Origin of the sequence: Serratia montpellierensis (genome assembly GCF_020858655.1) — a bacterium.
GTDB classification, from domain to species: domain Bacteria; phylum Pseudomonadota; class Gammaproteobacteria; order Enterobacterales; family Enterobacteriaceae; genus Serratia; species Serratia montpellierensis.
The window spans coordinates 25729-51688 of record NZ_VOSN01000019.1 but is presented as its reverse complement, the minus strand read 5'-3'; the positions used below and the strand labels follow the sequence as shown (position 1 = coordinate 51688).

The window sequence follows — 25960 nt, the reverse complement described above, 5'->3', positions numbered from 1 at the left end:
TTTCAGTGGCGATTACCCTTTGGTGAGCTGATACGTGCTTAAGCCACATTCCCAAATATCCGGCATGCCCGCAGGCATGCCGGACGCTACCTCACCGCCCCTCTTTCTCTCCCAGGAAGAAATACCACAGCGGAATGGAAAGCAGCAGGGTGAACACCAGCGTATACAGCAGCACCATCAGGCTCTGCATGATCACCATCTGGGGGCTCCAGGCGCCGATTGGCAGCTGGAATTGCTCGACGGTGCCACCGAGGATCGCCCGGCCCATCACGCAGCCAACCGCCACCGCCACGGTCGCCACCGCCGCGCGGAACTTGCGCACCTCGGCGCGGCGGGCGGCCGCTTCCGGCGTTTCGTCCCGGTGGCTTTGCCGTTGGCCGCGCCAGCGCCATACGTCCACCAGCAGCAACGCCGCGAGGCTCACGCCCATTACCGGCAGGCAATAACCCAGCGCCGCTGCTACCAGCAGCGTGCCGGCGCGCGCCGGCAGGGAAAGCGCCAGCCAGGCGGCGACCAGCGTATGCACCGGATGCTGCGCCCCCGCCGCCGGGCGGCGACTCCACCACATGCGGTAACCCAGCACGATCATCAAGCACAGCCCAAGGCCAAACGCCGCCAGCAGCAGCTGATTCGGCAAGCCGAACAGAATGCCCATGTGGGCGTCGATGCCCCAGCGGGTCAGCTTGGCGATGAGCGGGAAGGTGTCGAACCGCACCTGATCGATGACGGCGAAGCTTTGCGGCGCGATGGCAACCGCGTCCACCTGCGTCGGCCAGCTGCGATCCACTTCGGTTACCGTCCAGGCTTTGCCCTCGCCTTTCGGCTGGCGCAGCTCGACCTTGGCGGCGTCGATCCCGGCGGCGCGCGCAGCGTGCAGCGCCCGCTCCCAGTCGCCGTTCAGCGCATTGGCCTGCACGGCAGGGTTCATCTTCATGCCCGGCATCATCCCGCGGTGCTCGGCGTGCGGATCGGCCGGCATCTGCGGCGCATCGGCCTGCAGGCTAGTGTTGACCTGCGGCGTCAGCCAGCCCAGGTTGGCCCGCAGCGCGTCGATGTTGCCACCGGCCCACTGCGACCAGGTCAGCCCGGTAGCCGAGAAAAACAGCAGCCCGGCCAGCAACGCCACGCCCAGCGTGATATGCCAATGGCGGCTGGCGGCGAAGCCCCCTTTTGCTCTTTTCAGCCTGCGCTTCGGCCGCGTCGCCAGCCACAGCGCCACGCCGCCCAGCGCGGCCACCCACAGCCAGGAGGCCGCCAGCTCGCTGTAGTTGCGCCCCAGATCGCCAAGCAGCAGGCTGCTGTGCAACTTATCCAGCCAGGTGCGCAACGGCAGCACGCCGGAGGTGCCGTATACCGTCATATCGCCCTTGATCGCCAGGGTGTAAGGGTCGACAAACAGCGCGCGCGACTCGGAAGCACCCAGATCGGCGCCCGCGAACTGCACTCGCGTGGTGTCCATTACGCCGGGTGCCGAGCGCACGGCGTAAATGCGTGCCTCGTCACCCACCGCGCGGCGGGCGGCGGCGATCTGGTCAGCCAGCGATCTCGCCTGCCCGTGCGGTTCAGTGAAAAGCGCATCGCGATACAGCGCCTCTTCAAGCTGCGGCGTCAGCACATACAGCGTGCCGGTCAGTGCTGCGACAAAAATAAAAGGAGCGACCAGCAGGCCGATATAAAAATGCAGCCGTCTGATCAGGTTCAGCATCGCGCCACGCGGCGATGCGGCAGGTGGAGTTTTAGTTATTGAAGACATGGCCTTTCTCGTTTTTCAAACTGTGCGCGCAGGCAAACCGTCCGCAGCGATACGGACGGCGTTACCCATGATCAAGCAATAGGGAAAAACGGTTGGCCGGGCGGCCCGCGCGGGCTCGGCCGCAGAGTCAGGCGCCGAAGGGGCGGAGAAACGATGCGCGGCGCGCAAGGCAGGCGCGCGATGCGCGCCATCAGCCACAGCAGCGGGACGAATGCCCACAGCAGCAGCGGCACGTGGATCAGCAGCTCGCAATAGCCGCAGAAAATCATCTCCGCAGGATCCATGCCGTGGTGGCCGGCATGCTCGGCGGCGGGCATCGCCATCGCGTGCATGTCGTGCGGCATGGCGGCTGCCGGCTGCGTCATGCCGCCCATCATCGGGTGGTGCATCAGCGATTTCGACACCACCGGCGCCACAAACAGCAACAGCACCGCCATAATGGCGATGCAGGCGGTAAAGCGTTGCTGTAGCTGACGTGGCACTCTCATCGCGGCGGCGAATTAACCCGGTCGGTGGCGAACAAGCGGCCAGTGTAACCCGCGATGCGCGATGAGGTGAAAGAAAAGTCAGGTTTGTCTTACGCGCCCCCGACGGCGGCGATCACAGCACCCGCGAATAGACCCGCGAGGCTTCGCCCCAGGGGTGATACCCGAGCCCGTTATAAACGAAGCCGTTGCGCTCGTAGTAGCCCTCCAGATCGGTGCACAGGTGCAGCTGCGGGAAGCCCAACCGGCGGGTTTCCGCCGCCACATGCTCAATCAGTTTGGCGCCGTAGCCCCGGCCGCGCTGCGTTTCCTCTACGTAGAGCGCACACAGCCAGGGATACAGCTCGCCACGGCTGATAAAGTCGTTGGTGATGAGCCCCGCACAGCCGAGGATCTGGTCATTTTCCATCAGCAGGTACCACTGCGGCAGCGGGTTGGCGGCGCCGAGGCTGCGGTTGATGGCGTCTTCATACATCATCAGCGTCTCTGCCGTGGCCCAGTGCCGCTGAAAATACGCAATGGCGCGCGGCGCCAGCTCGGGCGCTTGCCGCACCGAAATCATGTCCATCGTCATTCCCGTTATCCATGTTGTCAGCGTAGAATTATGCAGCAATATGCAGGGTATGGCAGCAGCATTCCGCCGCCGTCATTCACTAAAGAGTCATCATGACGCAAAACATCTATGACAATCAGGCTTTCTTCGACGGCTATGCGCAGCTCAGCCGCTCGCAGCACGGCCTGGACGGCGCGCCGGAATGGGCCGCCATCCGCCGCATCCTGCCGGATTTGCAGGGCAAAAGCGTGGTCGATCTCGGCTGCGGCTACGGCTGGTTTTGCCGCAGCGCGCGCGAACAGGGCGCCGCCGACGTGCTGGGATTGGACGTCTCGGAAAAGATGCTGGCCAAGGCGCGGGAGATGACCGCCGACGCGGACATCGAATACCGTCGGCAGGATTTGGCGCAGCTGCAGCTGCCTGTAAACCGTTACGATCTGGTCTACAGCTCGCTGACGCTGCACTACCTCGAGGATTTGTCCACCCTGTTCGCCACGGTGTATGCCGCGCTGAAACCTGGCGGGCAGTTCATCTTCACCGCCGAGCACCCGATCTACACCGCCCCGGCGCAGCAGGGCTGGCTGACCGACGGCAACGGGCAGAAATCCTGGCCGGTCAACGGTTACCAGCGAGAAGGCCAGCGCGTTTCCAACTGGCTGGCGGAAGGCGTCATCAAGCAGCACCGCACGCTCGGCGGCTATATCAACCCGCTGGCGCAGCAAGGGTTTATCATCCAGCATTTGAACGAATGGGGCCCCAGCGCGCAGCAAATCGCCGCTAATCCGGCGCTGGACGAAGAGCAGGAGCGCCCGATGATCTTCATTCTCGCCGCCCGCAAACCCGCCTGATTGATCCGCAGTAAACCGTTCACACCACCACAGTTGGGGAGGCCGCCTCCCCCCAACGGCTATTATGCCGGCAACGCCACCCCGTGCGCCGCGAAGTGCGTCAGCGCCTCGCCTTCCATACGATAGCGCACCCACTCGCCCTGCGGCTGCGCGCCGATGCTGAGGTAGAAATCGATGGCCGGTTGGTTCCAGTCCAGCACGCTCCACTCCAGGCGGCCGCACTGCCGTTCGCACGCCAGCTGGGCGATGTGCCGCAGCAGCTTTTTACCTGCGCCCGCGCCGCGATGCTTCGGCGCCACGTACAGGTCTTCCAGATAGATGCCGTTTTTACCCAACCAGGTGGAGTAACTCATAAAGAACACCGCATAACCCGCCGGCTCGCCGTTCACCGTACAAATCAGCGCTTCGGAACAGGCGCCCGGCCCAAACAGGCTGCGTTCGATATCTTCCACGCTGGCCAGCACCTGCTCGCGCGCCTTTTCGTACACTGCCAGCTCGATAATCATATCCAGAATCAGTTTGGCGTCGCTTTTTTGCGCCGGGTAAATCTCAATGGTCATGGCAAATCCTGAGTGTGTTAATGACTGTGCTTGCCAGCATATCGCGCCTCCAATACTGTATGAACTGCATTTTCATCAACAGGTAATGAATATTATGCATCTGGATTTGAAACGCCTCGATCTCAACCTGCTGCTGGTGTTCGAAGCAGTGTATCGGCTGCGGTCGGTGACGCGCGCCGCGGCAGAGCTGGCCCTCAGCGCGTCGGCGCTGAGCCACGCGTTGATTCGGCTGCGCAAGGCGCTGGCGGACGAGCTGTTCTACCGGGTCGGCAACGACATGCACCCGACGGTGTATGCCGACAGCCTGGCCCCGACCGTCAGCGAAAGTCTGGCGCTGCTGGCCAAAGGGCTGCATCCGCGCCCGCGCTTCGTCCCCGCCGAAAGCCGGGAGAGCTTCACCTTCGCCATTACCGATTACACCGCCTTCGCGGTGTTTCCCGCGCTGATGGCGCAGATGCAGCGCCTGGCGCCCGGGCTGTCGTTTCAGCTGCGCTATTCCGAGCGCAAGGTGGCGCTGAACGATCTGCTGGCGGGGCGCATCGACTTCGCGCTGGGCTTTACCGAAACTGACGGCGAAAGCTACCCGGAGATCGACGAGGTGAACTGGCTGGAGGATGAGTATGTGGCGATTTGTTCACCCGCCTTCAGCATAAAATACGGCGAACTGACGCTGGAAAACTACCTGCGGGCGCGCCATCTGGTGGTGACGCCGTGGAACGAACAGCGCGGCGTCATTGACTACCAGCTCGATAAGCTGGGGCTGCAGCGCGATATCGCCATCCGCACGCCTTCGCTGCTGGGGGCACCGTTCATCGTCGCCGACAGCGAACTGGTGATGAGTATGCCGCGTTACGCCGCGCAAAAATTACGGCAGGCGGTGGCGCTGGATATCCACCCCCTGCCGTTTCCGGTGCCGCCGTATCAGATCAAAATCTACCTGCACCGCAAGAACGGCCGGCCGGAGGCCTGCCGCTGGTTGCGGCAACAGCTGCAAGCGCTGGCGACGTTATAACGCGGGTTCGCCGATCGGCAGATACCCCTGCCACAGCGGCCGGGCCGGTTTGCCGTGCGGGTTGGCCCGCAGATGCACGTGGTAGCCCTGCAGCGCCTGCAGCAGCAGGCAGTCGTCCACCTCGGCCAGGTCATCCTTGTGCTGCTGCGCACTGTCCGTTAGCAGCACCCGTTTGGCTTTCTCCTTCGCCTCGTCGGCGGAACGCGCCACAAACAGGCCGAACTGGTGCAACTCCGCCAGCTCATCGCTGCGATAACCGCCCACGTTGACGAAAAACAGCTTCTCTTCACCGGCGAATGGCGCAGGCTCCAGGCTCACGTCGTAACCGTCCGCCCAGTCGATGCGCGCATAGCCGTCGACATGCACCTTGCGTTTATCGCCGAACCACTTTTCACGCAGCAGCGGATACGCCTCTTCCGGCCGATCCGCCGCCGCGAACTGCACGTCGTGCAACTCAATATTGGCGCCCGGCGCCGTACCGCCCACATAAAACATCAATAATCCCGGCATGTTAGTCTGCTCTCCTTAGTGATAATCGCTGTATAAATTAATACATAACGAAACTCCTGCCAACGGCGGCGGCATTCTGTGTTATCAATAGATGAGGTTTAATCTGTTGTGGAGGAACGCATGGCATTCAATATCGGTGATTTTGTTCAACGCACCACCGGCGGCCCAAAGATGACCGTGGTAGCGATCGACGGCGAAACCCTGGTTTGCAGCTGGAATGAACTGGGCAAAGAGCAGCGCACGGAAGTGCAGGCCAGCGACGTGGCGCTGTACCACGAAGACGGCGATTTCGGCGTCTGCTGAATGACCGGGGCGCGCCGCGCCCCGTTATCGCCTCAGGCGCGAATGTCCTGATAGGCTGGGGTGGTATCGAACTCATGCTTGGCGAACGGGCATAGCGGAATGATTTTACGCTGCTCCGCACGCATTTTCTCCACCACCAACGCCACCAACTTTTTGCCGATGCCCTGCCCCTTCAATGACTCATCCACCCAGGTGTGATCGATAATGGTCAGTTTGTCGCCGCTCGGCACGAAAGAGATCTCGGCGATCAGCTTGCCTTGCTCATCATTGATATAAAAACGCTTCTCGTCTGCCAGTATTTTATGTTCCATATTATTTCTCCCTATATTTAAGTGCGCCGCTGGGGCAGGTGTCGATAACGCGTTTCACCTCGGCTGGCTCGGCATTGTCCGGCATAATCCACGGGCGGCGGTTCAGGGTGAATATAGCCGCGTTGCCGCGCACGCAGTTGGCGGAATGGCGGCATAGCGCGCTGTTAAAATAAACGTCAATCTTGTCGCCGGAATAACGGCGGTAACCGGCGGCAGTCAATTCCTCGTCCATCTTGGCCTCACATTGCCTGTTTTATTGTTTTTGCTCCAGGCTCAAGTATAGGCAATGCCACCGGCTTCACCACGCGTCTCGCTCACCGAAAAAAGTGGCGCAACCGCCCGTCACCGCTAGAAAAAACCGTAAATTGTTCTAATCTTTAATCAGCAAGACAACATCATTCCGACAGTGGCTAAGGAGTTCGAAATGGGTGATAGCTCAAAAGACGGCGTAATTCTGCTGTCCCGCATATTACTGATGGTTCTGTTTATCATTTTCGGCTGGATGAAACTGGTCAACTTCGGTGCGACCGTCACGGCGATGGAAGGCTATGGCACGCCGATGCCTTATTTGGCGGCGATCGTTGCCGTGGTGGTGGAGTTTATTTTCGGCATCGCGCTTATTCTCGGTCTGTTTACTCGCCCTATCGCGGTCATTTTCGCCCTGTACGTGTTGGGCACCGCGTTTATCGGCCATCCGTTCTGGAAAATGACCGGCATGGAAATGATGGGTAATGAAATCAACTTCTTTAAAAACATCAGCATCATTGGCGGCTTACTGTTGCTGGCGGTAACCGGCGCCGGCCGTTATTCGCTGGACTATAAAATATTTAATAAATAATTCATCGATGGCCGGCGATATTCGCCGGCCATTTTATTTCGGCTATCCCTTCAACGGCTGCGCTTGGCGTGGCGCTCAAAGTTTTCCGCCTTGGCCTGCGCCGATTTACGCAGCGTGACATAGCAGGCGCCCTCGCCGCCGTCGCGCGGTAAGGCGCGGCAAAACGCCTGTACCTGTTCAAACTGCGCCAGCCATTTGGCGATGTAACTGCGCACGATATTCGGATGGCTTTCGTTCTGCCGCCCGCGGCCGTGCACGATCAGCAGCGAACGCAGGTTTTGCGCCTCCGCCTGCACGATAAAGCGAAACAGCGCCTGCCGGCTGGCTTCGACCGACTGACGCAGCAGGTTCAGCGACGCCTGCGGCGGATAACGCCCGTTGCGCAGCTTGTCCAACACGCCCTGTTGAATGCCTTCCCCTTTAAACTCCAGCGGCTGTTCGCAGGGGATCACCTCGAGAAAATCGGTACTGAGGAAGTTTTCCTGCATCAGCCGCTGCGCTTCGCGCCGCGCGCTTTTGTCCATCGCCTCCTGCGGCTTGAGGTACAGCGTCTGCCGTCCGCTCGCCAGCGGCACCACGTCCGCCATCGCCTGTTCAAAAAAGTCTTTTTCCTGCTCGCTCATCTTCCACCTCTCTTGAACGGCAGCCTTTACGGCCGGGAATGGGGTCGATTGTAAGACGCCTTGGCGCGGTTGCAAGCCGGGAATTGTCAGCGGCATTTGTCTCATTTGTCGTCAACGGGTGAGCTTGCGAACAGTTTTCGCTATACTGCTAAGCCATCATTGAGTGCCGCAAAGGATCGAGCCCATGACAATGCGCGAGCTGGAAATCCAGTTTCAAAATGCGATGAATGAGTTGCAGAGCAGCTTCGAACGGCAACACCGCGAATGGCAGCAGAGCTACCAGGCGCTGCAGCAACTGCTGGAAGAAGCCAAACAGCGCGAAGCCGCACTGCGGGCGCAGAATGAACAACTGGCGCGCAAGCTGAGCACCGCCAGTTCGGTACCGGAACAGCATGCGCTGGTGAAGCAGATCAAAATGCTCGGCGCCCATCTGGACGCGCTGGCCAAAGACGCGGCCACCTTCAATCACCACCTGCGCCAACAGAGCGCGGTCGGTAATTTCAGCGGCGAACAGCATTGATAGCGGGCGCTGTCGCACAGCGCCTCCCGCCCCTCTTCTGGCGTATTGAGAGTGTAATAAAGCCTAAATGACCTGGATCATCCTCGCCGCCCTGATCGTCGTATTCATTATCGGTTACCGCATCCTGACGTCCGACACCCGCAAAGCCATCGATTCGCTGGCCCATCTGCTGAGGGTCAAACCAATGCTGATCGAATCGATGATCCAGGAAATGGGCGGCCGCCAAAGCCAGACCTTTATTCGCATGCTGAACAACGGCTACACCGAAGAGATGCACCAGGCGGCTTATCTGCTGTTCATCTACCTGACGTTCATCAAACAGGCGGACGACGAACAGATTGCCCTGTGGCGCGACGTGCTGCTGCGCGCCGGGCTATCGCCGGAGCTGCACGCCGAGCACACCGAAGCGGCGCTGTTTTACTTCGCCGAACTGGATATCGATGCGTTTGAACTGGCGCAGTTCCGTCGCGCCTACAACGAGCGTTTCAACCGCGAAGCGTTGGCCCACGGCTGATCGCGTCCCCCAAGGCGGGGGACCGATTACAGGAACATGCTGAAGAGGTAGCGCGACAGCGCTTCGCGCGAGCTGAAGCCGTGTGCGATGCCGTAACGCAGGTTCGGGGCGTCGCCGCTTAAATCCAGGGGAAACTCCAGATACTGCTCGCTGGTGCGCACCGGGGAGGTTGGCGTGGCGAAATGCACGCTTCTCTCTTTCAACGCCGGGTGGATCACCAACGCGGTTCTGCCCATCCGCGCTTCGCGATTCACATACACGTAGTGTGCACCCTTGCGGTAGCCATAGGCCTGATCGGTGACATAATCACGCTCAAAGCCGGTATTCTCCAACACTTTAGCCACTTCATCCGGCCGTAAATACATCGATTCCTCCTCTCATTCTGGACCGCTGAGCGACCTTACCGTAATCATTCACCGAAACAATGATTTTCTGGGGAGGAATCCGGGTTTCGGACTATTCCTGAATCAGCTCCGGCTGCGCTGCAGCAGGCGCAGAGTGAGCAACACCCCGAGCGCCACCAGCAGCGCCGCCGCCAGATAGATCGACGGCACGCCCGCTTGCCCAATCAGCAGCCCGGCCAGCGGGCCGGTGATGCCCAGCGCCAGGTCGAGGAACGCCGAATAGGTGCCGAGCGCCGTGCCCTGATTCTGCGGCGGCACCTGTTTCACTGCCTCGACGCCCAGCGCCGGGAACACCAGCGAGAAACCGGCGCCGGCCAGCAACGCGCCGGTTTGCACCATCCAGGGCTCGCCGGCCTGCCAGATCAACAGCAGCCCGACGATCTCGACCAGAAACGACGCCAGCGTCACCTTCAGACCGCCGTGGCGGTTGATGACGTTGCTGAAGATCAGGCGGATGCCGACGAAGGCGCAGCTGAACAGCGTCAGCGAAAACGCCGCGCCGCTCCAATCTTTGTCGGCATAGTAAAGCGTGATGAACGTGGCGATCACGCCGAAGCCGACGGTGCCCATCGCCAGCCCGAGACCATAGGCCCAAATGCGACCGAACACCGCGCGAAAGGCGATGCGCTGCCCGGCGGCGATCGAGACGTCCGGCTTGCCGCTCGCCAACAGCAGCGCCACCGCGACCGCCAGCACGATCAGCGCCGCCACCCCGGCCAATCCCCACTGTTGATTCAGGTACACGCCGAGCGGCGCCCCGGCCGCCATCGCCCCGTAGGTGGCAACGCCGTTCCAGGAAATCACCCGCGCGGTATGCATCGCTCCGACCCGGCCGATACCCCACAGCGTGGAACCGGTGCTGGCGAAGCTTTCGCCGACGCCGAGAAACACCCGCCCCACGCACAGCAACAGCAGGCTGAGCCACGGGTAACCGTCAACGCCGAATGCCAGCGCGTAAAACAGGCCGCTGGTGCCGCAGCACGCCAGGCCGAACAGCACCACCTTCTTCGGCCCCAGCTGATCGGCATAGCGCCCAGCGTGCGGGCGGCTGAACAGCGTGGCGAAGTACTGCGCGCTGATGATAAGGCCCGCCAGCACCGAGTTGTAGCCCAGATGCTCATGCACAAATCCCGGCAGCACCGCCAGCGGCAGGCCGATGGTCAGGTAGCAAACGAAGGTGAACATCACCACGGACAGAATGCGTCGGTTCAGCTGGAGGTTATTTTCTGCGGTCATCGAAGGTGGCTCGCATCGGACGGGGTAGACGAAGCGTTCCAGCATACCCCGATGAGATTTGATGATAAATGAGAGAGTGATAACGAATTATTATTTAACTAAGCGTTTGCTGCCTGCGCCATTCGCTGGGGTTGGCACCGTATACGCGCAAGAATTCGCGATTAAAATTCGATTTGGTGGTAAATCCCGACTCATGCATGATTTCGGTTATCGGGCGGTCGCCGACAAGCAGCCTTCGCGCCGCCTCACGGATACGCAATTGGTTCACGTATTGCGAGACATTCATCCCGGCATACTGATTGATGGCCTGCGACACCCGGCGTGCCGGTAATCCGCTTTTGCGCGCCAACAGCGCCAAATTCAGCTCCGGTTGCAAATAAAGATCGTCTTTCAGCAATCGCTGTTGCACCTGAACAAACCAGTGGTGGATCAGGTCATCGTTCACCACGCCGGCTTTAACAGGCTCCGGCGTTTCCTCGACCGGTTGCTCCGCCGGCCGGGTGCGGGACAAGACCAGGTACACGCCCAACGTAAGCAGGAAAGTGTCGACCGTCACCAACAGGCCGGCATGTCGCCCGCCAAACCAGGCAAAATCGAGGGTAATGATCAGCTCCGCTATCGCGACGGTGAACAATAAAATGGCTAACCCACGCCACAGCCGGCAGCAGAGCCAGCTTTCCGCCAACGCCACCTGCTTCAAACTATTCTCACCGCCACGCAGTGCATACCACAAGGCCACGCCGTAACCCGCATCGGCGACAATAATCAACGCATCCAACCAAACTGGCGCATACCGACTGGCCAACAACGTCAGGCACAAGGGCGTCAGATGCCAAACATCAGCCAGCCGCAAGCGCCCCTGTGTGCTCATCCGGAAAGTCAGCCAGACCAGCACCGGGATCATGACGGCGCCAATCGGCTGCAATCGGTTGAACTGCGTTAAGTCGTAACCGTAACGCAACCCCACCAGCAGGCTTTGCCATGCGCACAGCAGCAGCAACAGCTGGAAAACCCAACGCCGGGCGCTGGGCCGGCCAAGGCGAAGCAACAGCCCGCAGCACAGCAAGCTGAACAAAAAGGTAACGGGAATGAGCGGCATGCATTACGCCTTATCCAAAGAGACGAAGCGGAAAAGTGTAGGGTGTGAAGTCTATTAAAACAATAATTTAACGACCTTGATCGCGATCGAGGTCGCCGAGAGGCACCGCCGATGTCACCTTTGCGCTTTTGTCGTAATGAGGATGTGAGGATGAAAAAATTACTGTCTCTGTGGCTGCTGCTGTGCACGACGGTCAGCGCATCGCCTTATCAGATCGCCATACATGATGAAGCGTTCTCCAGGGATTCACGCACGCTCGCCAGCCGTATTTATTATCCCACGGATGCCGAAGGCCCACGACAAAGTGTCGGAGCCAATCCGGTATTCACCGGTATTGCCGGCCAAGTTGACGCACCACCGGCCAAGGGCACCTTTCCGTTGGTGGTGTTCAGTCACGGCAGCGGAGGGAACCATGCCAGCCAGGCCTGGCTGGCGGCAGCGCTGGTTCGCCATGGCGTGGTGGTGATCGCCGCCAACTCACCCGGCAGCACCACCGGCGACTCTATCCCGGCGCAGTCCGTCAATCTTTGGCGGCAAACCGAAGATATCTCCACGCTGATTGACGCTATCCGCGCCTCTCCTCGCTGGGCTGCGCTCGTTAACCCCGATGCCATCGGCGTTGTCGGCCACTCCAAGGGCGGTTACAGCGCCATCGCGGCCATCGGCGGCAGAGTCAGGCTGGCAGATTTCATCGCCGGTTGCCGGCAACGGCCGCAGTCACCCAACTGCCGGTTCTATACCCAGGCCAGGGTTGACCTGACGCAGGTCGCCGCCGATCGGTTCGATGCCGATTATACCGACCCGCGCATCCGCTTTGCCGTCGCCCTCGATCCCGGCATGGTGCCCTATCTGCAGCCGGAGAGTCTGCGTCACCTAAATGCCCCGTTATTGATTATTGAACCGCAAAACTATCTGCCAGACGAGAAAGGCACCCGTTTGGGTGGCGCGTCTCTGGCAGCTAATGGCGGTGAACAGCCTATCCATGCGCAGCGATTAACCCACGGCAATCATTTCGATTTTTTGCCCATTTGCCAACCCAACGGCCGCCACATTTTGGCGTCCGAAGAAAAAGACGCGGAAGTCCTGTGCGCAACCACGCCTGCCCAACGGGAATGGGTACATCAGCAAACGGTGGCGGCCATATTGCCGTTCATTCGCCCCTGGCTACCCGCGCACGCAGAAAATCGATAAAGGCTCGTACCTTCTCCGGCACATGGCGGGTGTTCGGGTAGAGCGCATAGATGCTCTGCTCAGGGAAACGGTGATCCGGCAGCAACCGCTGCAGCCGGCCGGCGTCGATGTCGGGCTGCGCCAGCCACGCCGGCAGCAGCGCCACCCCGGCGCCATGCAGGGTGAACGCCAGCAATGCCGCGGCGCTGTCGCCGGTGAGCGTAGCGGCGTCCGCGACCTTGAACAGCACCGCTTCGCGCTGCGGCGTGACCACCTGCCAGCTCAGCGGCGAACTGAGCCGGCTGTGGGCGATCCACTGCGCCTGCGCCAGATCCGTCAGCGAATGAATCGGCCGGTCGGCCAGATAATCCGGCGACGCCACCGGAAAAATGGCAAAGCTGTCGATCAGCGCCGCGCGGTGGCTGGAATCCGCCAGTTGGCCCAGACGGATCGCCACGTCGAAGCGCTCAGAGATCAGATCGGCATGATAAGAAGAAGAGACATGCTGGATGCGCAGCCGCGGATGCTGTCGCGAAAATGCCGCCAGCGCCGGCACCACCACCTGCGCGCCGTACTCCGGCGTGCTGGTGATGCGCAGCACGCCGCTCAGCCCGTGATGATCGCGACGCACGTCGTCCAGCACGTTTTCCGCCTCCTGCAGCAGCTGCAGGCTGCGCTGGTAAAAGCGTTCGCCGGCATCGGTCAGCGACAGCCGTCGGGTGCTGCGCGCCAGCAGTGACACCCCCAGCTCGTTCTCCAACTGCTTGACGTTAAAGCTCACCACCGCCTTGGTTTGCCCCAGCGCCGCCGCCGCCGCGGTAAAGCTGCCCGCTTCCACCACCGCCGCGAAGATCGCCAGGCGCTGCAAATTCAGCATTTCGCCGCCCTTATTGTCAAAATCATTTTGACAGTGTAATCGCCCGCCGCCGATTTATCCGCACTTTTCCCCCCGATACACTGCTCGCCTTCAACCGGAGGCACCATGTCTTATCGCAGCAAAGTGGCAATCGTCTATCTGCTCGGCTTTTTCGTCGATCTGATCAATATGTTTATCGCCAACGTCGCCTACCCCGCCATCGGCCAGGCGATGCAGGCGTCGGTCAGCCAACTGGCGTGGGTCAGCAACGGCTATATTCTCGGCCTGACGCTGGTGATCCCGCTCAGCGCCTGGCTGGCGCAGCGCATCGGCGGGCGGCGAGTGTTCCTGCTGTCGCTGGCGCTGTTCATGCTGGCTACCCTGGGCGCGGGCAACGCCGACAGCATCGGCGCGCTGATCGGCTGGCGCACCCTGCAGGGCATGGGCGGCGGCTTGCTGATCCCTATCGGCCAGACGCTGACCTACCAGCTGTACCGCAGCCATGAACGCGCCGGGCTGTCTGCGGCCATCATGCTGGTGGGCCTGCTGGCGCCGGCGCTGTCACCGGCGCTGGGCGGCTGGCTCGTCGATCGGCTGGACTGGCGCTGGGTGTTTTTCGCTAACCTGCCGCTGGCGGCCCTGGCCCTGGCGCTGGCGGCGCTGTGGCTGCGCGCGGAAACCTCGACGGCGGTGCGAAAACCGCTCGACGGCAAAGGACTGCTGAGCGCCTGCACGGCGTTGACGCTGCTGCTGCTCGGCCTGACCCGGCTGAGCGAGGCCGGTCATCAGGCTTCCGGCGCGGCGCTGCTGGCCGCCGGTCTGCTGGTGCTGGCCTATTATCTGCGCCATAGCCTGCGCACCCCGCAGCCGCTACTGAACCTGCGACTGGTCTCCGATCCGCTGCTGCGCAACGCCATGGCGGTTTATTTGTGCATTCCCGGCCTGTTCATCGGCGTCAGCCTGGTGGCGATGCTGTATCTGCAAAACCAGCTGGGGATGCCCGCCGCCCAGGTCGGCGGCCTGATGCTGCCCTGGGCACTGGCGTCGTTCCTGGCCATCACGCTGACCGGCAAAACCTTTAACCGGCTCGGCCCACGGCCGCTGCTGATCGCCGGCTGCCTGTTACAAGGCGCCGGCATGCTGACGCTGGCACAAATCGATCAGGCCGGGCAGCACGCATTGCAGATCGCCGCCTTCGCCCTGATGGGGTTTGGCGGCAGCCTGTGCAGCAGCACCGCGCAGAGCAGCGCGTTCCTGCAGATCCCCGACGCTCAGTTAGCGGATGCCAGCGCGCTGTGGAACATCAACCGCCAGCTCAGTTTTTGCCTCGGCGTGGCGCTGCTCAGCCTGCTGCTGAATTTGCTGCTGACCGTGTTGCCACCCGCGGCGGCCTACCGTACCTGCTTCATTCTGGCGGGCGCCAGCGTATTTATCCCGCTGCTGCTGTGTCTGCGCCTCGCCAACCGCGCCATCGTGCGCCAACTTAACGCTCAACAGGATGCTTTATGAACCCATATTTTACCGAAGTGATCGACGCCCACATCGCCATTGAACGCTGGTTAGGCAAAGGCGCCGGAGAAGAGCAGGCGCTGCTGGCGCGCTTTACGCCGGATTTCAGCATGATCGCGCTGAGCGGCGCTCCGCTGGATTTTGCCGCGCTGTGCGCCTTTTTCCGCGCGCATCGCGCCGCCAAACCGGGATTGGAAATCGAGATAGAAGAGATGAAGCTGGTGGCCGAATGGCCGACGGGCGCGGTAGTCAGCTACCGGGAAAAACAGAGCCTGCCGGGACAAAGCGCTACGCTGCGCTATTCCACGGTGGTCTTTGAACGTCAGCCCAACTTACTCAGTTGGCGGCATTTGCACGAAACCGCCGCGGCGCAATAATTACAAAAAGCTGCCGGCCAAAAACAGTTCCCAACCGACGATCACCCCGCACAGGGTTACCGCACTGAAAATGACTTCAAACAGATAGCGATTGATCATCGTTCGTCGCCTCAAAAGAAGACACCCGGAAGAACCGGGTGTCTGGAGTACGGGCTGGAGAGTGCGGAACCTTTCGGTTCCGCAAACATCACTTAATTAAGCTTTTTTACCGGCTTTTTTGTGGTGTTTTTTAGCGGCCTGAGCTTTCTGCACTGGCGCTTTTTTGTGGTGTTTTTTAGCAGCCTGGGCTTTCTGAGCTGGCGCTTTTTTGTGGTGCTTTTTAGCGGCCTGAGCTTTCTGGGCTGGCGCTTTTTTGTGGTGCTTAGCTTTCTTGTGGTGCGTTGCTTTAGCTGGCGCTTTTTCAGCAGCAGCCGCTGGCGCAGCGGTAGTGGTGGTCGCAGCTGGCGCGGTGGTGGTAGCCGGAGCAGTAGCTGCAGTATCAGCAGCGAAAGCAACAGAAGACAGACCCATAGTGGCAGCAACGATCAGCGCTAATACTTTTTTCATCTTTAAATCCTCAGAGTGTTGTTTCGGTAAGCTCCGGTGGAGCCGTTGAAACAGATACTAGTGGAATCAAACTGCCGTTTCCGTGAGTGATTGGTTTCGCCGAGTAACCAAATGTACAACGTTTGTGAACGGCGCTTGTGAACCGCATCGGCGGGTATATGCTGAAGGAAGACGCCCCTCGGTACAGGCTCGCTCACGCTATGAAAACCGTCTCGCTGAAACACGCGCCGGGCCGCTACGCCGGCCTGGCCCTCGCCGGTCTGCTGCTGCTGACGCTGCTCTATCTGTTCGTGCGGCACTGGGCCGAGTTTGTACAGTACTGCATCAACTTCCAGATTTACATGCACCGCTATCTGGTGCTCTATCTGCTGCAGCAGCGCAACCAGCAATACAGCGGCGGGCTGATGCTGACGCTGGCCAGTTTCGCTTACGGCTTCCTGCACTCCATCGGCCCCGGCCACGGCAAGTTCGTCATCACCACTTATCTGGCCACCCACCGCGAACGGCTGAACGCCAGCCGGGCGATCACCCTGCTGGGCAGCCTGATGCAAGGCGTGGTCGCCATTGTGTTCGTGGTGGTGCTGGCGGTGGTGCTCAACCTGTCGATGGGCGATCTCAGCCTCAGCCGTTACTGGGTGGAAAAAGGCAGCGCGGTATTCATCGCCGCCTTCGGCCTGGTGGTGATCCTGCGCGCCGGTGGCTGGCGCTGGCGTCGACGTCGCTCACCGGTCATTCAGGCGCTGCACCCGGCGGACCACGCGCATAGCGCGGCGTGCGAGTGCGGCCACCGGCATCAGCCCGGCGCGACCGAACTGACCGGCGGCTGGCGTAACGCGCTGTGGCTGATCGTCTCCATCGGTGTTCGTCCATGCAGCGGCGCCATCCTGATTCTGGTGTTCGCCAACGCCATCGGCATGTTCACCTGGGGGGTGATCTCCGCCATGAGCATGGCACTGGGCACCGGGCTGTCGATCATGATCCTCGCCACGCTGGTGCACCACGCCCGCGAGCGCTTTCTGGCTCATCAACCCGGCCTGACGGGCTATTATCTGGCACAGGCGTCGCGCATCGCCGTGATGCTCGGCGGCGTGATCCTGATCCTGTTCGCGCTGGTGCTGTTCAATTCGGTGATCCCGGTCAGCGCCAACGGCGATTTTATCGCCGCCGGCTGCTAACTAACGCCGGTAAATCGTCGTTTTTTTTCGTGATCGGCCACACAAATCTCGGCATGGTCTACACTTAGAAGACATGTGTCGAAATGGAGAGCTGAATGTTTAAGAAAGCGGAAAGAACAGAACGCGATATCGATCAGGATGTGACTCTGTTGGCCGATACGCTGGATGAAGTGTTACGCGAGTCCGGTGACAAGACCAAAGAGGAACTGAAAGAGCTGCACAGCAAGGCGAAAGGCGTGCTGCGCGACGCGCGAGCTCGGTTCAATGGCTCCACCAGTCTGACACAGCATGCGCGCGACGCGGTCGATCAAGCCGACAGCTATGTGCGTGACAAACCTTGGCAGGGCGTAGGGATCGGTGCCGCCGTCGGTATCGTGCTCGGCGTGCTGCTGGCCCGGCGTTAACACCCCTGCAGTCATAAAGATAAAACAGATGTGCGTCTGGCCCGCGGAAATCGCGGGCCGTTTAATTTGCGCGCTTGAACAGCTGCGCCAGCCCCTGCACCGCCCGCTCCGTTTCCTCTCGCCGGCTGAAATTGGCGAACCCCAGCAGTAAACCTTGCCCCGCCGGATGGTCGATTCGCCAGTCCGACAACGCCTGCGCCGCCAGCCCCTGTTGCCATGCCTGCGCCGCCAACGGCGCATCCGCCAAGCCGTCGTGCAGCCGAGCCAACAGCTGAATGCCGCCCTGCTGCGGCACCACCGTCAGCCACGCCCCCAGTTGCCGTTCCAACGCCTGCGTCAGCCACTCGCGCCGCTGGCGGTACAACGGCCGCATGCGTTTCAGGTGGCGGTAGAAATGCCCTTGCCGGATAAAGTCCGCCACGCCGGCCTGCAGCAGCGGTGGGCAACCGCAGCCACGCAGCCGACTGCTGCGTGCGAATGTCTCCGTCAGACCGGCGGGCACCACCAGATAAGCCATGCGCAGCGCCGGGAACAGCGTTTTGCTGAAGGTGCCGGCGTACAACACCCGCCCCTGAACATCGAGGCTTTTCAGCGGCGGCAATGGCCGCCCGTGATAGCGAAACTCGCTGTCGTAGTCATCCTCGAGGATCCAGGCCCTGCGCTGCTGCGCCCAGTCGAGCAGCGCCATGCGCCGCGCCAGGCTGAGCGAGACGCCGAGCGGGCTTTGATGGGTTGGCGTCACCACCGCCAGCCGCGCCTCAGGCGCCGTCAGCATACCCGCGGCCACGTCCATGCCCTGTTCATCCACCGGCACGGCGATCGGCCTGACGCCGGCGGCCAGCAGCAGCGGACGCGTGACCGGATAGCCAGGATCTTCGATCCATACCGCGTCGCCGGCATGTAACAGCGTCTCCGTCACCCAGTCCAACAACGCCGGATAACCGGCGCAGAGGAAAATCTGCTCCGGCCGGCAGCTGATGCCGCGCGACAAATGCAGGTAATGGGCGATCGCCTCACGCAGCTCAGACAGGCCGCCGGCCGGCGGCAGCGCCAGAGAAGCCACCGTGGAACCGCGCAGCTGGCGGGCGACAATGCGCTGCCACAGCGCCCGTGGAAACGCGTCCAGCGCCGGTACCCCCAGCTGGAAAGGCTGCAGCATGCCCTGCGGCTGCAGCGGATCGGGCGCCATTGCCACCAGCGGTGGCACAGCGGAGACCGCGCCCGGCGGCATGTGTGGCAGCTGCGGCGAGACGTAGGTGCCCGCCTGCCCGCGGCTCTGCAAGAAACCTTCGGCAATAAGTTGCGCGTAGGCGCTTTCCACCGTAGCGCGCGCCACGCCCAAATCGCTCGCCAACCCGCGCACTGAGGGCAACCGGCTGCCTGCCGCCAGGCTGCCCTGGGTAATGGCGTCTTTAATCCGCTGGTAAATCTGCCGGTACAGCGGCTCGGCAAGCCGGCTGTCCAGCCGCAGCGAGGTCAGGAAAGTTGGCATCATGGCCCGGTTAAATAATCATTTTATGGCCCTATAGCATAGACCATAAGGCCGCTAAAGTAGCGGCATGATTTCGTTACTACCGATTGAGGTTGACCATGATTAAGCAACGTTTGAACTATGCCGAGCTGGCGCCCGCCCCGTACAAAAATATGGTGAGCGCGCTGATGGCGCTGGAGAAAGGTGCCCTGGACAAGGCGACCATCGAGTTGATGTTTATGCGCGTTTCGCAGATCAACGGCTGCGCCTACTGCCTGGACATGCACGGCAAAGCGCTGCGTGAAAGCGGCTTCAGTCATGCCAAGCTGGATACGCTGGCGGGCTGGCGCGTCAGCCATGAATTCAGCGAGCGCGAGCGCGTCGCGCTGGAATGGGCCGAGTCGGTGACGCTGATCGCCGCCACCGGCGCGCCGGACAGCGCTTTCGAGGCGCTGAAAGCGCACTTCAGCGATACCGAGATCGCCGATCTGACTTTCGCCATCAGCATCATGAACGCCTTCAATCGTCTGGCCGTCAGCATGCGTCAGTAATGCGCTCGACTCCCCCTCTTGACTGAGAGGGGGAATTTCTCACCCGCAAAAAATTTTTCCCTCGCCTTTCCCAGCCCCGGCGCGGCCTGCGCACCCAACCCCACAAAACACCATATATAGCGTGGTTGATAAAACAAATATCTACATATAGTATTTTATGGGTCAGCCGCAGGGAATGTCGTTCGGTTGATAACGCCGTCAGAAACGCCAGGAACGATGCTCCGTTATCTGACTTGCCCGCCTTTCCTTCAGCCTAAAGGTAAATGCGAATCATGAGCATTATTATTTACAGTAAGCCGGACTGTGTCCAGTGCAACGCCACTTATCGCGCATTTGATAAACAGGGGATTGATTATCAGGTGATCGACCTCACCCAGGATCAGCAGGCGCTGAACCACGTTAAATCCTTAGGTTATCAGCAGGTTCCGGTCATTATCGCCGGTGACGACCACTGGTCCGGTTTCCGGCCGGACAAAATCGGCGCGCTGGCGCTCACCTGCTGAGGCTCGACGATGAATCCGCTGGTCTATTTCTCCAGCAGTTCGGAGAACACCCATCGATTCGTTGAGAAACTGGGCCTGCCGGCGATCCGCATTCCGATCGCCGGCGCCCGCAGCAAATTGCTGATGGAACAACCCTATATCTTGATCGTACCCAGCTATGGCGGCGGCAGCGCCGTCGGCGCGGTGCCGATCCAGGTGATCCGCTTTCTCAACGTTCCGCAAAACCGTTCATACCTGCGCGGCGTCATCGCCGCCGGGAACACCAACTTCGGCGCAGCGTACGGCATCGCCGGCGACATCATCGCCAAAAAATGCCAGGTGCCTTTTTTGTACCGCTTCGAGCTGCTCGGCACGACGCAAGACGTTGAAAACGTTAGACAGGGAGTAACCGCATTTTGGCAACGACAGAACTGACCAGGCCCGAGACGGGCGCGCTGGATTACCATTCGCTCAACGCGATGCTCAATCTTTACGATGCGGAAGGCCGGATCCAGTTCGATAAAGATCGGCTGGCGGCGCGGCACTACTTCCTGCAGCACGTCAACCAAAACACCGTGTTCTTCCATAACCTGGAGGAAAAGCTGCGCTATCTGGTGGAGGAAGGCTACTACGAGCCGCAGGTGCTGGCGCAGTATGAATTCCCGTTTATCAAGCAACTGTTCCAGCAGGCCTACGCCAAGAAATTCCGCTTCGAGACCTTCCTCGGCGCCTTCAAGTACTACACCAGCTATACGCTCAAAACCTTCGACGGCAAGCGCTATCTGGAGCGTTACGAAGATCGGGTGTGCATGGTGGCGCTGACGCTGGCGGCGGGCGACACCGGGTTGGCGCAGGATCTGGTGGAGGAGATGATTTCGGGCCGCTTCCAGCCGGCCACGCCGACTTTCCTCAACTGCGGCAAACGCCAGCGCGGTGAGCTGGTCTCCTGCTTCCTGCTGCGCATCGAAGACAATATGGAGTCGATCGGCCGGGCGGTGAACTCCGCGCTGCAGCTGTCGAAACGCGGCGGCGGCGTGGCTTTCATGCTGAGCAATATTCGCGAAGTGGGCGCGCCGATCAAGCGCATCGAGAACCAGTCCTCCGGCGTCATTCCGATCATGAAAATGCTCGAAGACGCCTTCTCCTACGCCAACCAGCTCGGCGCGCGCCAGGGGGCCGGCGCGGTGTATCTCAACGCCCACCACCCGGATATCCTGCGTTTTCTCGACACCAAGCGGGAAAACGCCGACGAGAAGATCCGCATCAAGACGCTGTCGCTGGGGGTAGTGATCCCGGATATTACCTTCGAGCTGGCGAAGAACAACGAAGAGATGTACCTGTTCTCGCCCTACGACGTCGAACGGGTGTATGGCACGCCGCTGTCTGAAATCAGCGTCAGTGAAAAATACCGCGAGATGGTGGACGACAAGCGTATCCGCAAGTCGCGCATCAACGCACGCGAGTTCTTCCAGGTGCTGGCGGAGATCCAGTTCGAATCCGGCTATCCCTACGTGATGTTCGAGGACACGGTCAACCGGGAGAATCCGATCGCCGGGCGCATCAACATGAGCAACCTGTGTTCGGAGATCCTGCAGGTCAACCGCGCCAGTACGTATCACGAAGATCTGAGCTACGATCGCATCGGCAAGGACATCTCCTGCAACCTCGGCTCGCTGAACATCGCCAAAACCATGGATGCGCCGGACTTCGGCAAGGCGATCGAGACCGCGATCCGCGCGCTGACCGCGGTGGCCGACATGAGCGATATCCGCTCGGTGCCGTCGATCGCCGAGGGCAACCGCAGCGCCCGCGCCATCGGCCTCGGCCAGATGAACCTGCACGGTTACCTGGCGCGCGAGCGCATTTTCTACGGCTCGGAAGAAGGCATCGACTTCACCAATCTCTATTTCTATACCGTGGCCTATCACGCCATCCGCGCCTCGAACCGGCTGGCGATCGAACGCGGCGGCACGTTCGACGGCTTTGAGCACTCTCGCTATGCCAGCGGCGAGTACTTCGACAAGTACACCGAGCGCGACTGGCTGCCTCAGACCGAGCGGGTGCGCGAGCTGTTCGCCGCCGCCGGCATCGCCATTCCGGGCCGCGACGAGTGGCGCGCGCTGCGCCAGTCGGTGATGATGCACGGGCTGTACAATCAGAACCTGCAGGCGGTGCCGCCGACCGGTTCCATCTCGTACATCAACAACGCCACCTCCAGCATCCATCCGATCGTCTCGCGTATCGAGATCCGCAAGGAAGGCAAGATCGGCCGCGTTTACTACCCGGCGCCGTACATGACCAACGACAACCTGGCGTATTACCAGGATGCCTACGAGATTGGCCCGGAAAAAATCATCGATACCTATGCCGCCGCGACGCAACACGTCGATCAGGGGCTGTCGCTGACGTTGTTCTTCCGCGATACCGCCACCACCCGCGACATCAACCGCGCGCAGATCTACGCCTGGCGCAAAGGCATCAAGACCATTTACTACATCCGCCTGCGCCAGATGGCGCTGGAAGGCACCGAGGTGCAGGGCTGCGTGTCCTGCGCGCTGTGAGGCAACTTATGACGACCGTAACATCGGCGCCGCTGGTGCGCGCCATCAACTGGAACATCATCGAAGACGACAAGGATCTGGAGGTGTGGAACCGCCTGACCTCCAACTTCTGGCTGCCGGAGAAGGTACCGCTGTCCAACGATATCCCGTCCTGGGCCACGCTGACGCCGAAGGAGCAGCAGCTGACCATTCGGGTGTTTACCGGGCTGACGCTGCTGGACACCATCCAGAACACCGTCGGCGCGCCGGCCCTGATCGCCGATGCGCTGACGCCGCACGAAGAGGCGGTGTACTCCAACATCAGCTTTATGGAGGCGGTGCACGCCCGCTCTTACAGCTCAATCTTCTCCACCCTGTGCCAAACGCCGGACGTGGATGACGCCTATCGCTGGAGTGAGGAAAACCGCGCGCTGCAGAAGAAAGCCGGCATCATTCTGGCGCACTACCGCAGCGACGATCCGCTGCTGAAAAAGGTCGCCAGCGTGTTTCTCGAGTCGTTCCTGTTCTATTCGGGCTTTTATCTGCCGATGTATTGGTCCAGCCGCGCCAAGCTGACCAACACCGCCGATCTGATCCGCCTGATCATTCGCGACGAGGCGGTGCACGGCTACTATATCGGCTATAAGTTCCAGAAAGGGCTGGAGAAAGTGGACGCCGCACGGCGCCAGCAGGTGAAAAACTTTGCCTTCGACCTGATGCAGGATCTGTACGACAACGAGGTGCGTTACACCGAGGAGCTGTACGACGGCGTCGGCTGGACGGAAGACGTGAAGACCTTCCTGCACTACAACGCCAACAAAGCGCTGATGAACCTGGGGTATGAAGCGCTGTTCCCACCGGCGATGGCGGAGGTCAACCCGGCGATCCTGTCGGCGCTGTCGCCGAACGCCGATGAAAACCACGACTTCTTCTCCGGTTCAGGTTCGTCTTACGTCATCGGCAAGGCGGTCAACACCGAGGATGAGGACTGGGATTTCTGAGGACTGGCTGGCCGTATCAGGAAAAGGCTTTCGCGGGAGTGTGACGTGTCGTGCTCCCGCGACTATGTGTTTTGCTTGAAGTCCGCACGCAGCTCAAGCCGCCGCCAGATGGCGCGTTTCTCCGCGTCGCTGGCGGTCGGCCAGGCGGCGATCTCCGCCCGCGTGCGCCGGCATCCCCGGCACCGCTGGGTTTCGTCGTCGATGCGGCACAGGCTGACGCAGGGCGATCTCACGCCGTGCTGGAATTGCTGATTGTCGCCCGCCATAAACCGCCCTTGATGTGATGTGTACCGCCACAGGATACCCGATCCTGCGGCGGCGCGTCGTCAATCAGACGATGCCGCCGTTGGCGCGCAGGGTTTGTCCGTTGATCCAGCCGCCGTCAGCCCCGGCAAGGAACGCCACCGCCGCGGCAATATCTTCCGGCGTGCCCAGGCGCTCCAGCGGCGCCATCTTCGCCAGCCGCTCAATAAGCTCCGGGGTTTTACCGTCGAGGAACAAGCCGGTGGCGGTTGGCCCCGGCGCGACGGCGTTCACCGTGATATTGCGGCCGCGCAGTTCTTTCGCCAGCACGCTGGTCAGCGCCTCGATCGCCGCCTTACTGGCGGCATACATACCGTAACCCGGCTGCAGCAACCCCACCACGCTGGAAGAGAAGTTGATGATGCGGCCGTTGTCGCGCAGGCGCTTCGCCGCCTCGCGCATCGCATTGAAGCTGCCTTTCAGGTTGATATCGAGCAGGCGATCCACGTCTTCATCACGCATGTCCGCCACCGGCGCCAGCGCGATCACCCCGGCGTTATTGACCAGAACGTCGACGCCGCCAAACGCCTGTTCGGCGCTGTCGAACAGCTGGGCGACCGCAGCCGCATCGCTGACGTCGGCCTTGATGCTCAAGGCGCGGCCGCCGCGCTGTTCTATCTTGCCCACCAGCTCATCGGCCGGCGCCGGGTTGCCCGAATAGTTGATGATGACGGCAAAGCCGTCGGCGGCCAGACGCTCAGCGATGGCGGCGCCGATACCGCGCGAGGCGCCAGTGACGATGGCGACGGAGTGAGTTTTCTGGTTCATCGGGAGCTCCTTAAAGAAAACGACAGGCATGACGTTAATCATGCACTCTTTATCACGGCGAATAAGCCCCGATTCTCTGGCATCATAATCCCAAATTATCGAACAATGCGTCTGGGCTCGTTCGATGGCCGCCCAACGGGCGGCCATCACTATTACAGCGCGCCGTAGTTCAACGGCACCCAGGTGTAACCGTCGCCCTGGCGATTCAAATACCCCAATCCCGGGAACGACAGGTGTGCGCCGCCGACCAGTTCGTTCTGTCGCGCGCTGTCGCCAAATATCCGCAGCCGTTGAGCGACCGCCGCCTTGGCGTCGCTGTCAAAGCTAATCGCCACCTTCGGATGCGGCAACTGCACCGCTGCCACGTGGATAAGATCCCCCAACAGCAACAGCTTCTTGCCCTGGCTGGTCACCTGATACACGCTGTGCCCCGGCGTATGGCCGTGGGCGGCGAAGGCGGCAATACCCGGCGACAGTTCACCGTCGCCGCTGAACGGCTTAAAGTGGCCCAGCGCCTGGTACGGCTTGATCACCGCCTGGGCCCGTTCGAAGTTGCTTTTACTGCCCGCGCTGGCCTGTTTCAGTTTGTCCGCGCTTAGCCAGAAGTCCGCGTCCTGACTGGCGGCGCGCACCACCGCATTGGGGAATACCGCCTTGCCGTCGTGCGTCAGGCCGCCGAGGTGGTCCGGGTGCATGTGGGTCAGGTAGATCTCATCCACCTGCTCCGGCTGGTAGCCCGCCGCACGCAGGTTATCCACCAGCTTGCCCAGGCCGTCGCCCAGCAGTTGGCCGGCGCCGCTGTCGATCATCACCAGCTTATCGCCGGTATTGATCAGATAGGCATTGACCGAGGTGACCACCGGCAGGCTTTGATGCCGCTCGGCCAACCCGGCGGCGATCTGCTGCGGCGTGGTGTTCAGCAACAGCTTGTCCGCCGGCAAACGAATGATGCCGTCGGACAACGCGGTCACTTCAAAATTGCCCAGCATGATGCGGTAAAATCCCGGCGTCGGGGTTTTGGCCTGCGGCGCGGCGGCCCCGGCCTGTAATGACATAACGGCCAGCGCCGCGCCCAGCAGACAACGTTTCCAGAACATGATGACTCCTTGCGAGAATTGAACAGCGCTAAGTATTGACGCAAAAAGCCCAATGCGCCTGTTTAATAAATGCCTTTGATAAATATATAAATAATATATTTATTATGAATGATTTTGTTTGCCGAGCCACACAACCCCAAT

At 61.0% G+C, this 25960-nt stretch carries 33 protein-coding genes; 16 read left to right on the top strand and 17 right to left on the bottom strand.

The genetic code is table 11. The features are described from left to right. Nucleotides 1-91 precede the first annotated feature (91 nt). The 3 genes from FUU19_RS20135 to FUU19_RS20125 all read right to left on the bottom strand — a co-directional run bounded on the left by FUU19_RS20135 (nt 92) and on the right by FUU19_RS20125 (nt 2806). The gene (locus FUU19_RS20135; protein WP_230507334.1) at nt 92-1753 is read right to left on the bottom strand and encodes a DUF2534 family protein; all 1662 of its coding nucleotides are present in this window, start codon (nt 1751-1753) and stop codon (nt 92-94) included. A 71-nt stretch (nt 1754-1824) separates the two neighbouring features. Continuing rightward, nucleotides 1825-2241 carry a DUF2946 domain-containing protein gene (locus FUU19_RS20130; RefSeq protein WP_230490012.1) on the bottom strand — a complete coding sequence of 139 codons (417 nt, stop codon included), beginning with the start codon at nt 2239-2241 and terminating at the stop codon, nt 1825-1827. Nucleotides 2242-2353: 112 nt separating this feature from the next. After that, entirely contained in the window at nt 2354-2806 is a 453-nt protein-coding gene (locus FUU19_RS20125; RefSeq protein WP_080440182.1) for a GNAT family N-acetyltransferase, read from the bottom strand. Between the two features lie 98 nt (nt 2807-2904). On the opposite strand from FUU19_RS20125, the gene FUU19_RS20120 reads away from it, so the two are divergent. After that, a complete protein-coding gene (locus FUU19_RS20120) occupies nt 2905-3639 on the top strand; it encodes a class I SAM-dependent methyltransferase (protein WP_230490011.1) in 735 nt (244 codons plus the stop codon). Between the two features lie 62 nt (nt 3640-3701). Here the strand turns inward: FUU19_RS20120 and FUU19_RS20115 are convergent, their stop codons facing one another. Next, nucleotides 3702-4199: a GNAT family N-acetyltransferase gene (locus tag FUU19_RS20115; protein ID WP_141967070.1), complete on the bottom strand. Its 498-nt coding sequence runs from the start codon at nt 4197-4199 to the stop codon at nt 3702-3704. Between the two features lie 85 nt (nt 4200-4284). Here FUU19_RS20115 and FUU19_RS20110 point away from each other — a divergent pair, with 85 nt between their 5' ends. Next, nucleotides 4285-5211: a LysR substrate-binding domain-containing protein gene (locus FUU19_RS20110; protein WP_049209584.1), complete on the top strand. Its 927-nt coding sequence runs from the start codon at nt 4285-4287 to the stop codon at nt 5209-5211. Here the strand turns inward: FUU19_RS20110 and FUU19_RS20105 are convergent. Continuing rightward, the gene (locus FUU19_RS20105; protein ID WP_038872776.1) at nt 5206-5721 is read right to left on the bottom strand and encodes a DUF1543 domain-containing protein; all 516 of its coding nucleotides are present in this window, start codon (nt 5719-5721) and stop codon (nt 5206-5208) included. The two genes, FUU19_RS20110 and FUU19_RS20105, sit on opposite strands and share 6 nt — an antisense overlap. Nucleotides 5722-5841: 120 nt before the next feature. Here FUU19_RS20105 and FUU19_RS20100 point away from each other — a divergent pair, with 120 nt between their 5' ends. Then, nucleotides 5842-6024 carry a YodC family protein gene (locus FUU19_RS20100; RefSeq protein ID WP_025303973.1) on the top strand — a complete coding sequence of 61 codons (183 nt, stop codon included), beginning with the start codon at nt 5842-5844 and terminating at the stop codon, nt 6022-6024. Nucleotides 6025-6056: 32 nt separating this feature from the next. Here FUU19_RS20100 and FUU19_RS20095 read toward each other — a convergent pair whose 3' ends face one another. Both FUU19_RS20095 and FUU19_RS20090 read right to left on the bottom strand, forming a co-directional pair. Then, nucleotides 6057-6335: a GNAT family N-acetyltransferase gene (locus FUU19_RS20095; RefSeq protein WP_049209586.1), complete on the bottom strand. Its 279-nt coding sequence runs from the start codon at nt 6333-6335 to the stop codon at nt 6057-6059. Between the two features lies 1 nt (nt 6336). Then, nucleotides 6337-6567: a (4Fe-4S)-binding protein gene (locus FUU19_RS20090; RefSeq protein ID WP_089196194.1), complete on the bottom strand. Its 231-nt coding sequence runs from the start codon at nt 6565-6567 to the stop codon at nt 6337-6339. A gap of 192 nt (nt 6568-6759) precedes the next feature. On the opposite strand from FUU19_RS20090, the gene FUU19_RS20085 reads away from it, so the two are divergent. Next, on the top strand, nt 6760-7173 hold the full coding sequence (locus tag FUU19_RS20085; protein WP_016929826.1) for a DoxX family protein: 414 nt from the start codon (nt 6760-6762) through the stop codon (nt 7171-7173). 50 nt (nt 7174-7223) lie between these two features. On the opposite strand, the gene smrA is transcribed toward FUU19_RS20085, so the two are convergent. Then, entirely contained in the window at nt 7224-7796 is a 573-nt protein-coding gene (gene smrA / locus FUU19_RS20080; RefSeq protein ID WP_230490010.1) for a DNA endonuclease SmrA, read from the bottom strand. A 184-nt stretch (nt 7797-7980) separates the two neighbouring features. On the opposite strand from smrA, the gene FUU19_RS20075 reads away from it, so the two are divergent. Beyond that, entirely contained in the window at nt 7981-8316 is a 336-nt protein-coding gene (locus tag FUU19_RS20075; protein ID WP_004928976.1) for an MbeD/MobD family mobilization/exclusion family protein, read from the top strand. A gap of 67 nt (nt 8317-8383) precedes the next feature. Beyond that, nucleotides 8384-8830 (top strand): DUF1198 family protein, encoded by a 447-nt coding sequence (locus tag FUU19_RS20070; protein ID WP_025303978.1) that lies wholly within the window; start codon nt 8384-8386, stop codon nt 8828-8830. Between the two features lie 26 nt (nt 8831-8856). On the opposite strand, the gene FUU19_RS20065 is transcribed toward FUU19_RS20070, so the two are convergent. The 3 genes from FUU19_RS20065 to FUU19_RS20055 all read right to left on the bottom strand — a co-directional run bounded on the left by FUU19_RS20065 (nt 8857) and on the right by FUU19_RS20055 (nt 11569). Further along, entirely contained in the window at nt 8857-9195 is a 339-nt protein-coding gene (locus FUU19_RS20065) for a DUF2002 family protein (protein ID WP_038872785.1), read from the bottom strand. A gap of 102 nt (nt 9196-9297) precedes the next feature. Then, on the bottom strand, nt 9298-10470 hold the full coding sequence (locus FUU19_RS20060; protein WP_230490009.1) for an MFS transporter: 1173 nt from the start codon (nt 10468-10470) through the stop codon (nt 9298-9300). A gap of 94 nt (nt 10471-10564) precedes the next feature. After that, nucleotides 10565-11569 carry a helix-turn-helix domain-containing protein gene (locus FUU19_RS20055; RefSeq protein ID WP_197834638.1) on the bottom strand — a complete coding sequence of 335 codons (1005 nt, stop codon included), beginning with the start codon at nt 11567-11569 and terminating at the stop codon, nt 10565-10567. 150 nt (nt 11570-11719) lie between these two features. Between FUU19_RS20055 and FUU19_RS20050 the strand changes: the two genes are divergently transcribed. Continuing rightward, the gene (locus FUU19_RS20050) at nt 11720-12760 is read left to right on the top strand and encodes an alpha/beta hydrolase family protein (protein WP_197834639.1); all 1041 of its coding nucleotides are present in this window, start codon (nt 11720-11722) and stop codon (nt 12758-12760) included. On the opposite strand, the gene FUU19_RS20045 is transcribed toward FUU19_RS20050, so the two are convergent. Then, on the bottom strand, nt 12720-13616 hold the full coding sequence (locus FUU19_RS20045) for a LysR family transcriptional regulator (RefSeq protein ID WP_197834640.1): 897 nt from the start codon (nt 13614-13616) through the stop codon (nt 12720-12722). The two genes, FUU19_RS20050 and FUU19_RS20045, sit on opposite strands and share 41 nt — an antisense overlap. 105 nt (nt 13617-13721) lie before the next feature. On the opposite strand from FUU19_RS20045, the gene FUU19_RS20040 reads away from it, so the two are divergent. Together FUU19_RS20040 and FUU19_RS20035 are read left to right on the top strand one after the other, a co-directional pair. After that, nucleotides 13722-15104: an MFS transporter gene (locus FUU19_RS20040; protein ID WP_149570362.1), complete on the top strand. Its 1383-nt coding sequence runs from the start codon at nt 13722-13724 to the stop codon at nt 15102-15104. Continuing rightward, entirely contained in the window at nt 15101-15481 is a 381-nt protein-coding gene (locus tag FUU19_RS20035) for a DUF4440 domain-containing protein (RefSeq protein ID WP_230490008.1), read from the top strand. Before FUU19_RS20040 ends, FUU19_RS20035 begins: the two co-directional genes overlap by 4 nt. A 195-nt stretch (nt 15482-15676) precedes the next feature. Here the strand turns inward: FUU19_RS20035 and asr are convergent, their stop codons facing one another. Next, complete coding sequence (gene asr / locus FUU19_RS20030) at nt 15677-16027, bottom strand: acid resistance repetitive basic protein Asr (protein ID WP_004928953.1); 351 nt, start codon at nt 16025-16027, stop codon at nt 15677-15679. A gap of 200 nt (nt 16028-16227) precedes the next feature. On the opposite strand from asr, the gene FUU19_RS20025 reads away from it, so the two are divergent. Both FUU19_RS20025 and FUU19_RS20020 read left to right on the top strand, forming a co-directional pair. Next, the gene (locus tag FUU19_RS20025; RefSeq protein WP_230490007.1) at nt 16228-17202 is read left to right on the top strand and encodes a nickel/cobalt transporter; all 975 of its coding nucleotides are present in this window, start codon (nt 16228-16230) and stop codon (nt 17200-17202) included. Between the two features lie 95 nt (nt 17203-17297). After that, entirely contained in the window at nt 17298-17606 is a 309-nt protein-coding gene (locus tag FUU19_RS20020) for an ElaB/YgaM/YqjD family protein (RefSeq protein ID WP_004928950.1), read from the top strand. A 61-nt stretch (nt 17607-17667) separates the two neighbouring features. Here FUU19_RS20020 and pdxR read toward each other — a convergent pair whose 3' ends face one another. Beyond that, on the bottom strand, nt 17668-19101 hold the full coding sequence (pdxR, locus tag FUU19_RS20015) for a MocR-like pyridoxine biosynthesis transcription factor PdxR (RefSeq protein ID WP_197834643.1): 1434 nt from the start codon (nt 19099-19101) through the stop codon (nt 17668-17670). A gap of 95 nt (nt 19102-19196) precedes the next feature. On the opposite strand from pdxR, the gene FUU19_RS20010 reads away from it, so the two are divergent. The 5 genes from FUU19_RS20010 to nrdF all read left to right on the top strand — a co-directional run bounded on the left by FUU19_RS20010 (nt 19197) and on the right by nrdF (nt 23651). After that, the gene (locus FUU19_RS20010; RefSeq protein WP_141967042.1) at nt 19197-19628 is read left to right on the top strand and encodes a carboxymuconolactone decarboxylase family protein; all 432 of its coding nucleotides are present in this window, start codon (nt 19197-19199) and stop codon (nt 19626-19628) included. 272 nt (nt 19629-19900) lie between these two features. Further along, nucleotides 19901-20131, top strand: coding sequence for a glutaredoxin-like protein NrdH (gene nrdH / locus FUU19_RS20005; protein WP_004928934.1), 231 nt, complete (start codon nt 19901-19903; stop codon nt 20129-20131). Between the two features lie 9 nt (nt 20132-20140). After that, nucleotides 20141-20545 carry a class Ib ribonucleoside-diphosphate reductase assembly flavoprotein NrdI gene (gene nrdI / locus FUU19_RS20000; RefSeq protein ID WP_004928930.1) on the top strand — a complete coding sequence of 135 codons (405 nt, stop codon included), beginning with the start codon at nt 20141-20143 and terminating at the stop codon, nt 20543-20545. After that, nucleotides 20527-22671 (top strand): class 1b ribonucleoside-diphosphate reductase subunit alpha, encoded by a 2145-nt coding sequence (nrdE, locus tag FUU19_RS19995; RefSeq protein WP_255703226.1) that lies wholly within the window; start codon nt 20527-20529, stop codon nt 22669-22671. Before nrdI ends, nrdE begins: the two co-directional genes overlap by 19 nt. Before the next feature lie 8 nt (nt 22672-22679). After that, nucleotides 22680-23651 carry a class 1b ribonucleoside-diphosphate reductase subunit beta gene (gene nrdF, locus FUU19_RS19990; protein ID WP_033639549.1) on the top strand — a complete coding sequence of 324 codons (972 nt, stop codon included), beginning with the start codon at nt 22680-22682 and terminating at the stop codon, nt 23649-23651. Nucleotides 23652-23713: 62 nt separating this feature from the next. Here nrdF and FUU19_RS19985 read toward each other — a convergent pair whose 3' ends face one another. The 3 genes from FUU19_RS19985 to FUU19_RS19975 form a co-directional block, all read right to left on the bottom strand. Next, a complete protein-coding gene (locus tag FUU19_RS19985) occupies nt 23714-23917 on the bottom strand; it encodes a DUF1289 domain-containing protein (RefSeq protein WP_202670647.1) in 204 nt (67 codons plus the stop codon). A gap of 64 nt (nt 23918-23981) precedes the next feature. Then, nucleotides 23982-24722, bottom strand: a complete 741-nt coding sequence (locus FUU19_RS19980) for an SDR family oxidoreductase (RefSeq protein WP_141967038.1) — start codon at nt 24720-24722, stop codon at nt 23982-23984. Nucleotides 24723-24874: 152 nt separating this feature from the next. Next, the gene (locus tag FUU19_RS19975; protein ID WP_230490006.1) at nt 24875-25819 is read right to left on the bottom strand and encodes an MBL fold metallo-hydrolase; all 945 of its coding nucleotides are present in this window, start codon (nt 25817-25819) and stop codon (nt 24875-24877) included. Nucleotides 25820-25960 lie beyond the last annotated feature (141 nt).

Bases quoted from the DNA above. Each gene is read 5' to 3' on its own strand.
- FUU19_RS20095 (WP_049209586.1), bottom strand. From the start codon at position 6,335: ATGGAACATAAAATACTGGCAGACGAGAAGCGTTTTTATATCAATGAT.
- FUU19_RS20100 (WP_025303973.1), top strand. From the start codon at position 5,842: ATGGCATTCAATATCGGTGATTTTGTTCAACGCACCACCGGCGGCCCA.
- FUU19_RS20075 (WP_004928976.1), top strand. From the start codon at position 7,981: ATGACAATGCGCGAGCTGGAAATCCAGTTTCAAAATGCGATGAATGAG.
- FUU19_RS20045 (WP_197834640.1), bottom strand. From the start codon at position 13,616: ATGCTGAATTTGCAGCGCCTGGCGATCTTCGCGGCGGTGGTGGAAGCG.
- FUU19_RS20025 (WP_230490007.1), top strand. From the start codon at position 16,228: ATGAAAACCGTCTCGCTGAAACACGCGCCGGGCCGCTACGCCGGCCTG.
- FUU19_RS20040 (WP_149570362.1), top strand. From the start codon at position 13,722: ATGTCTTATCGCAGCAAAGTGGCAATCGTCTATCTGCTCGGCTTTTTC.
- FUU19_RS20050 (WP_197834639.1), top strand. From the start codon at position 11,720: ATGAAAAAATTACTGTCTCTGTGGCTGCTGCTGTGCACGACGGTCAGC.
- FUU19_RS20085 (WP_016929826.1), top strand. From the start codon at position 6,760: ATGGGTGATAGCTCAAAAGACGGCGTAATTCTGCTGTCCCGCATATTA.
- FUU19_RS20070 (WP_025303978.1), top strand. From the start codon at position 8,384: ATGACCTGGATCATCCTCGCCGCCCTGATCGTCGTATTCATTATCGGT.
- FUU19_RS20105 (WP_038872776.1), bottom strand. From the start codon at position 5,721: ATGCCGGGATTATTGATGTTTTATGTGGGCGGTACGGCGCCGGGCGCC.
- nrdH (WP_004928934.1), top strand. From the start codon at position 19,901: ATGAGCATTATTATTTACAGTAAGCCGGACTGTGTCCAGTGCAACGCC.
- FUU19_RS20020 (WP_004928950.1), top strand. From the start codon at position 17,298: ATGTTTAAGAAAGCGGAAAGAACAGAACGCGATATCGATCAGGATGTG.
- pdxR (WP_197834643.1), bottom strand. From the start codon at position 19,101: ATGATGCCAACTTTCCTGACCTCGCTGCGGCTGGACAGCCGGCTTGCC.
- FUU19_RS20055 (WP_197834638.1), bottom strand. From the start codon at position 11,569: ATGCCGCTCATTCCCGTTACCTTTTTGTTCAGCTTGCTGTGCTGCGGG.
- FUU19_RS20010 (WP_141967042.1), top strand. From the start codon at position 19,197: ATGATTAAGCAACGTTTGAACTATGCCGAGCTGGCGCCCGCCCCGTAC.
- FUU19_RS20125 (WP_080440182.1), bottom strand. From the start codon at position 2,806: ATGGACATGATTTCGGTGCGGCAAGCGCCCGAGCTGGCGCCGCGCGCC.
- FUU19_RS19985 (WP_202670647.1), bottom strand. From the start codon at position 23,917: ATGGCGGGCGACAATCAGCAATTCCAGCACGGCGTGAGATCGCCCTGC.
- FUU19_RS20115 (WP_141967070.1), bottom strand. From the start codon at position 4,199: ATGACCATTGAGATTTACCCGGCGCAAAAAAGCGACGCCAAACTGATT.
- smrA (WP_230490010.1), bottom strand. From the start codon at position 7,796: ATGAGCGAGCAGGAAAAAGACTTTTTTGAACAGGCGATGGCGGACGTG.
- FUU19_RS20130 (WP_230490012.1), bottom strand. From the start codon at position 2,241: ATGAGAGTGCCACGTCAGCTACAGCAACGCTTTACCGCCTGCATCGCC.
- FUU19_RS20120 (WP_230490011.1), top strand. From the start codon at position 2,905: ATGACGCAAAACATCTATGACAATCAGGCTTTCTTCGACGGCTATGCG.
- FUU19_RS20090 (WP_089196194.1), bottom strand. From the start codon at position 6,567: ATGGACGAGGAATTGACTGCCGCCGGTTACCGCCGTTATTCCGGCGAC.
- FUU19_RS20065 (WP_038872785.1), bottom strand. From the start codon at position 9,195: ATGTATTTACGGCCGGATGAAGTGGCTAAAGTGTTGGAGAATACCGGC.
- FUU19_RS20135 (WP_230507334.1), bottom strand. From the start codon at position 1,753: ATGTCTTCAATAACTAAAACTCCACCTGCCGCATCGCCGCGTGGCGCG.
- FUU19_RS20110 (WP_049209584.1), top strand. From the start codon at position 4,285: ATGAATATTATGCATCTGGATTTGAAACGCCTCGATCTCAACCTGCTG.
- FUU19_RS20035 (WP_230490008.1), top strand. From the start codon at position 15,101: ATGAACCCATATTTTACCGAAGTGATCGACGCCCACATCGCCATTGAA.
- nrdF (WP_033639549.1), top strand. From the start codon at position 22,680: ATGACGACCGTAACATCGGCGCCGCTGGTGCGCGCCATCAACTGGAAC.
- FUU19_RS19975 (WP_230490006.1), bottom strand. From the start codon at position 25,819: ATGTTCTGGAAACGTTGTCTGCTGGGCGCGGCGCTGGCCGTTATGTCA.
- nrdI (WP_004928930.1), top strand. From the start codon at position 20,141: ATGAATCCGCTGGTCTATTTCTCCAGCAGTTCGGAGAACACCCATCGA.
- FUU19_RS19980 (WP_141967038.1), bottom strand. From the start codon at position 24,722: ATGAACCAGAAAACTCACTCCGTCGCCATCGTCACTGGCGCCTCGCGC.
- asr (WP_004928953.1), bottom strand. From the start codon at position 16,027: ATGAAAAAAGTATTAGCGCTGATCGTTGCTGCCACTATGGGTCTGTCT.
- FUU19_RS20060 (WP_230490009.1), bottom strand. From the start codon at position 10,470: ATGACCGCAGAAAATAACCTCCAGCTGAACCGACGCATTCTGTCCGTG.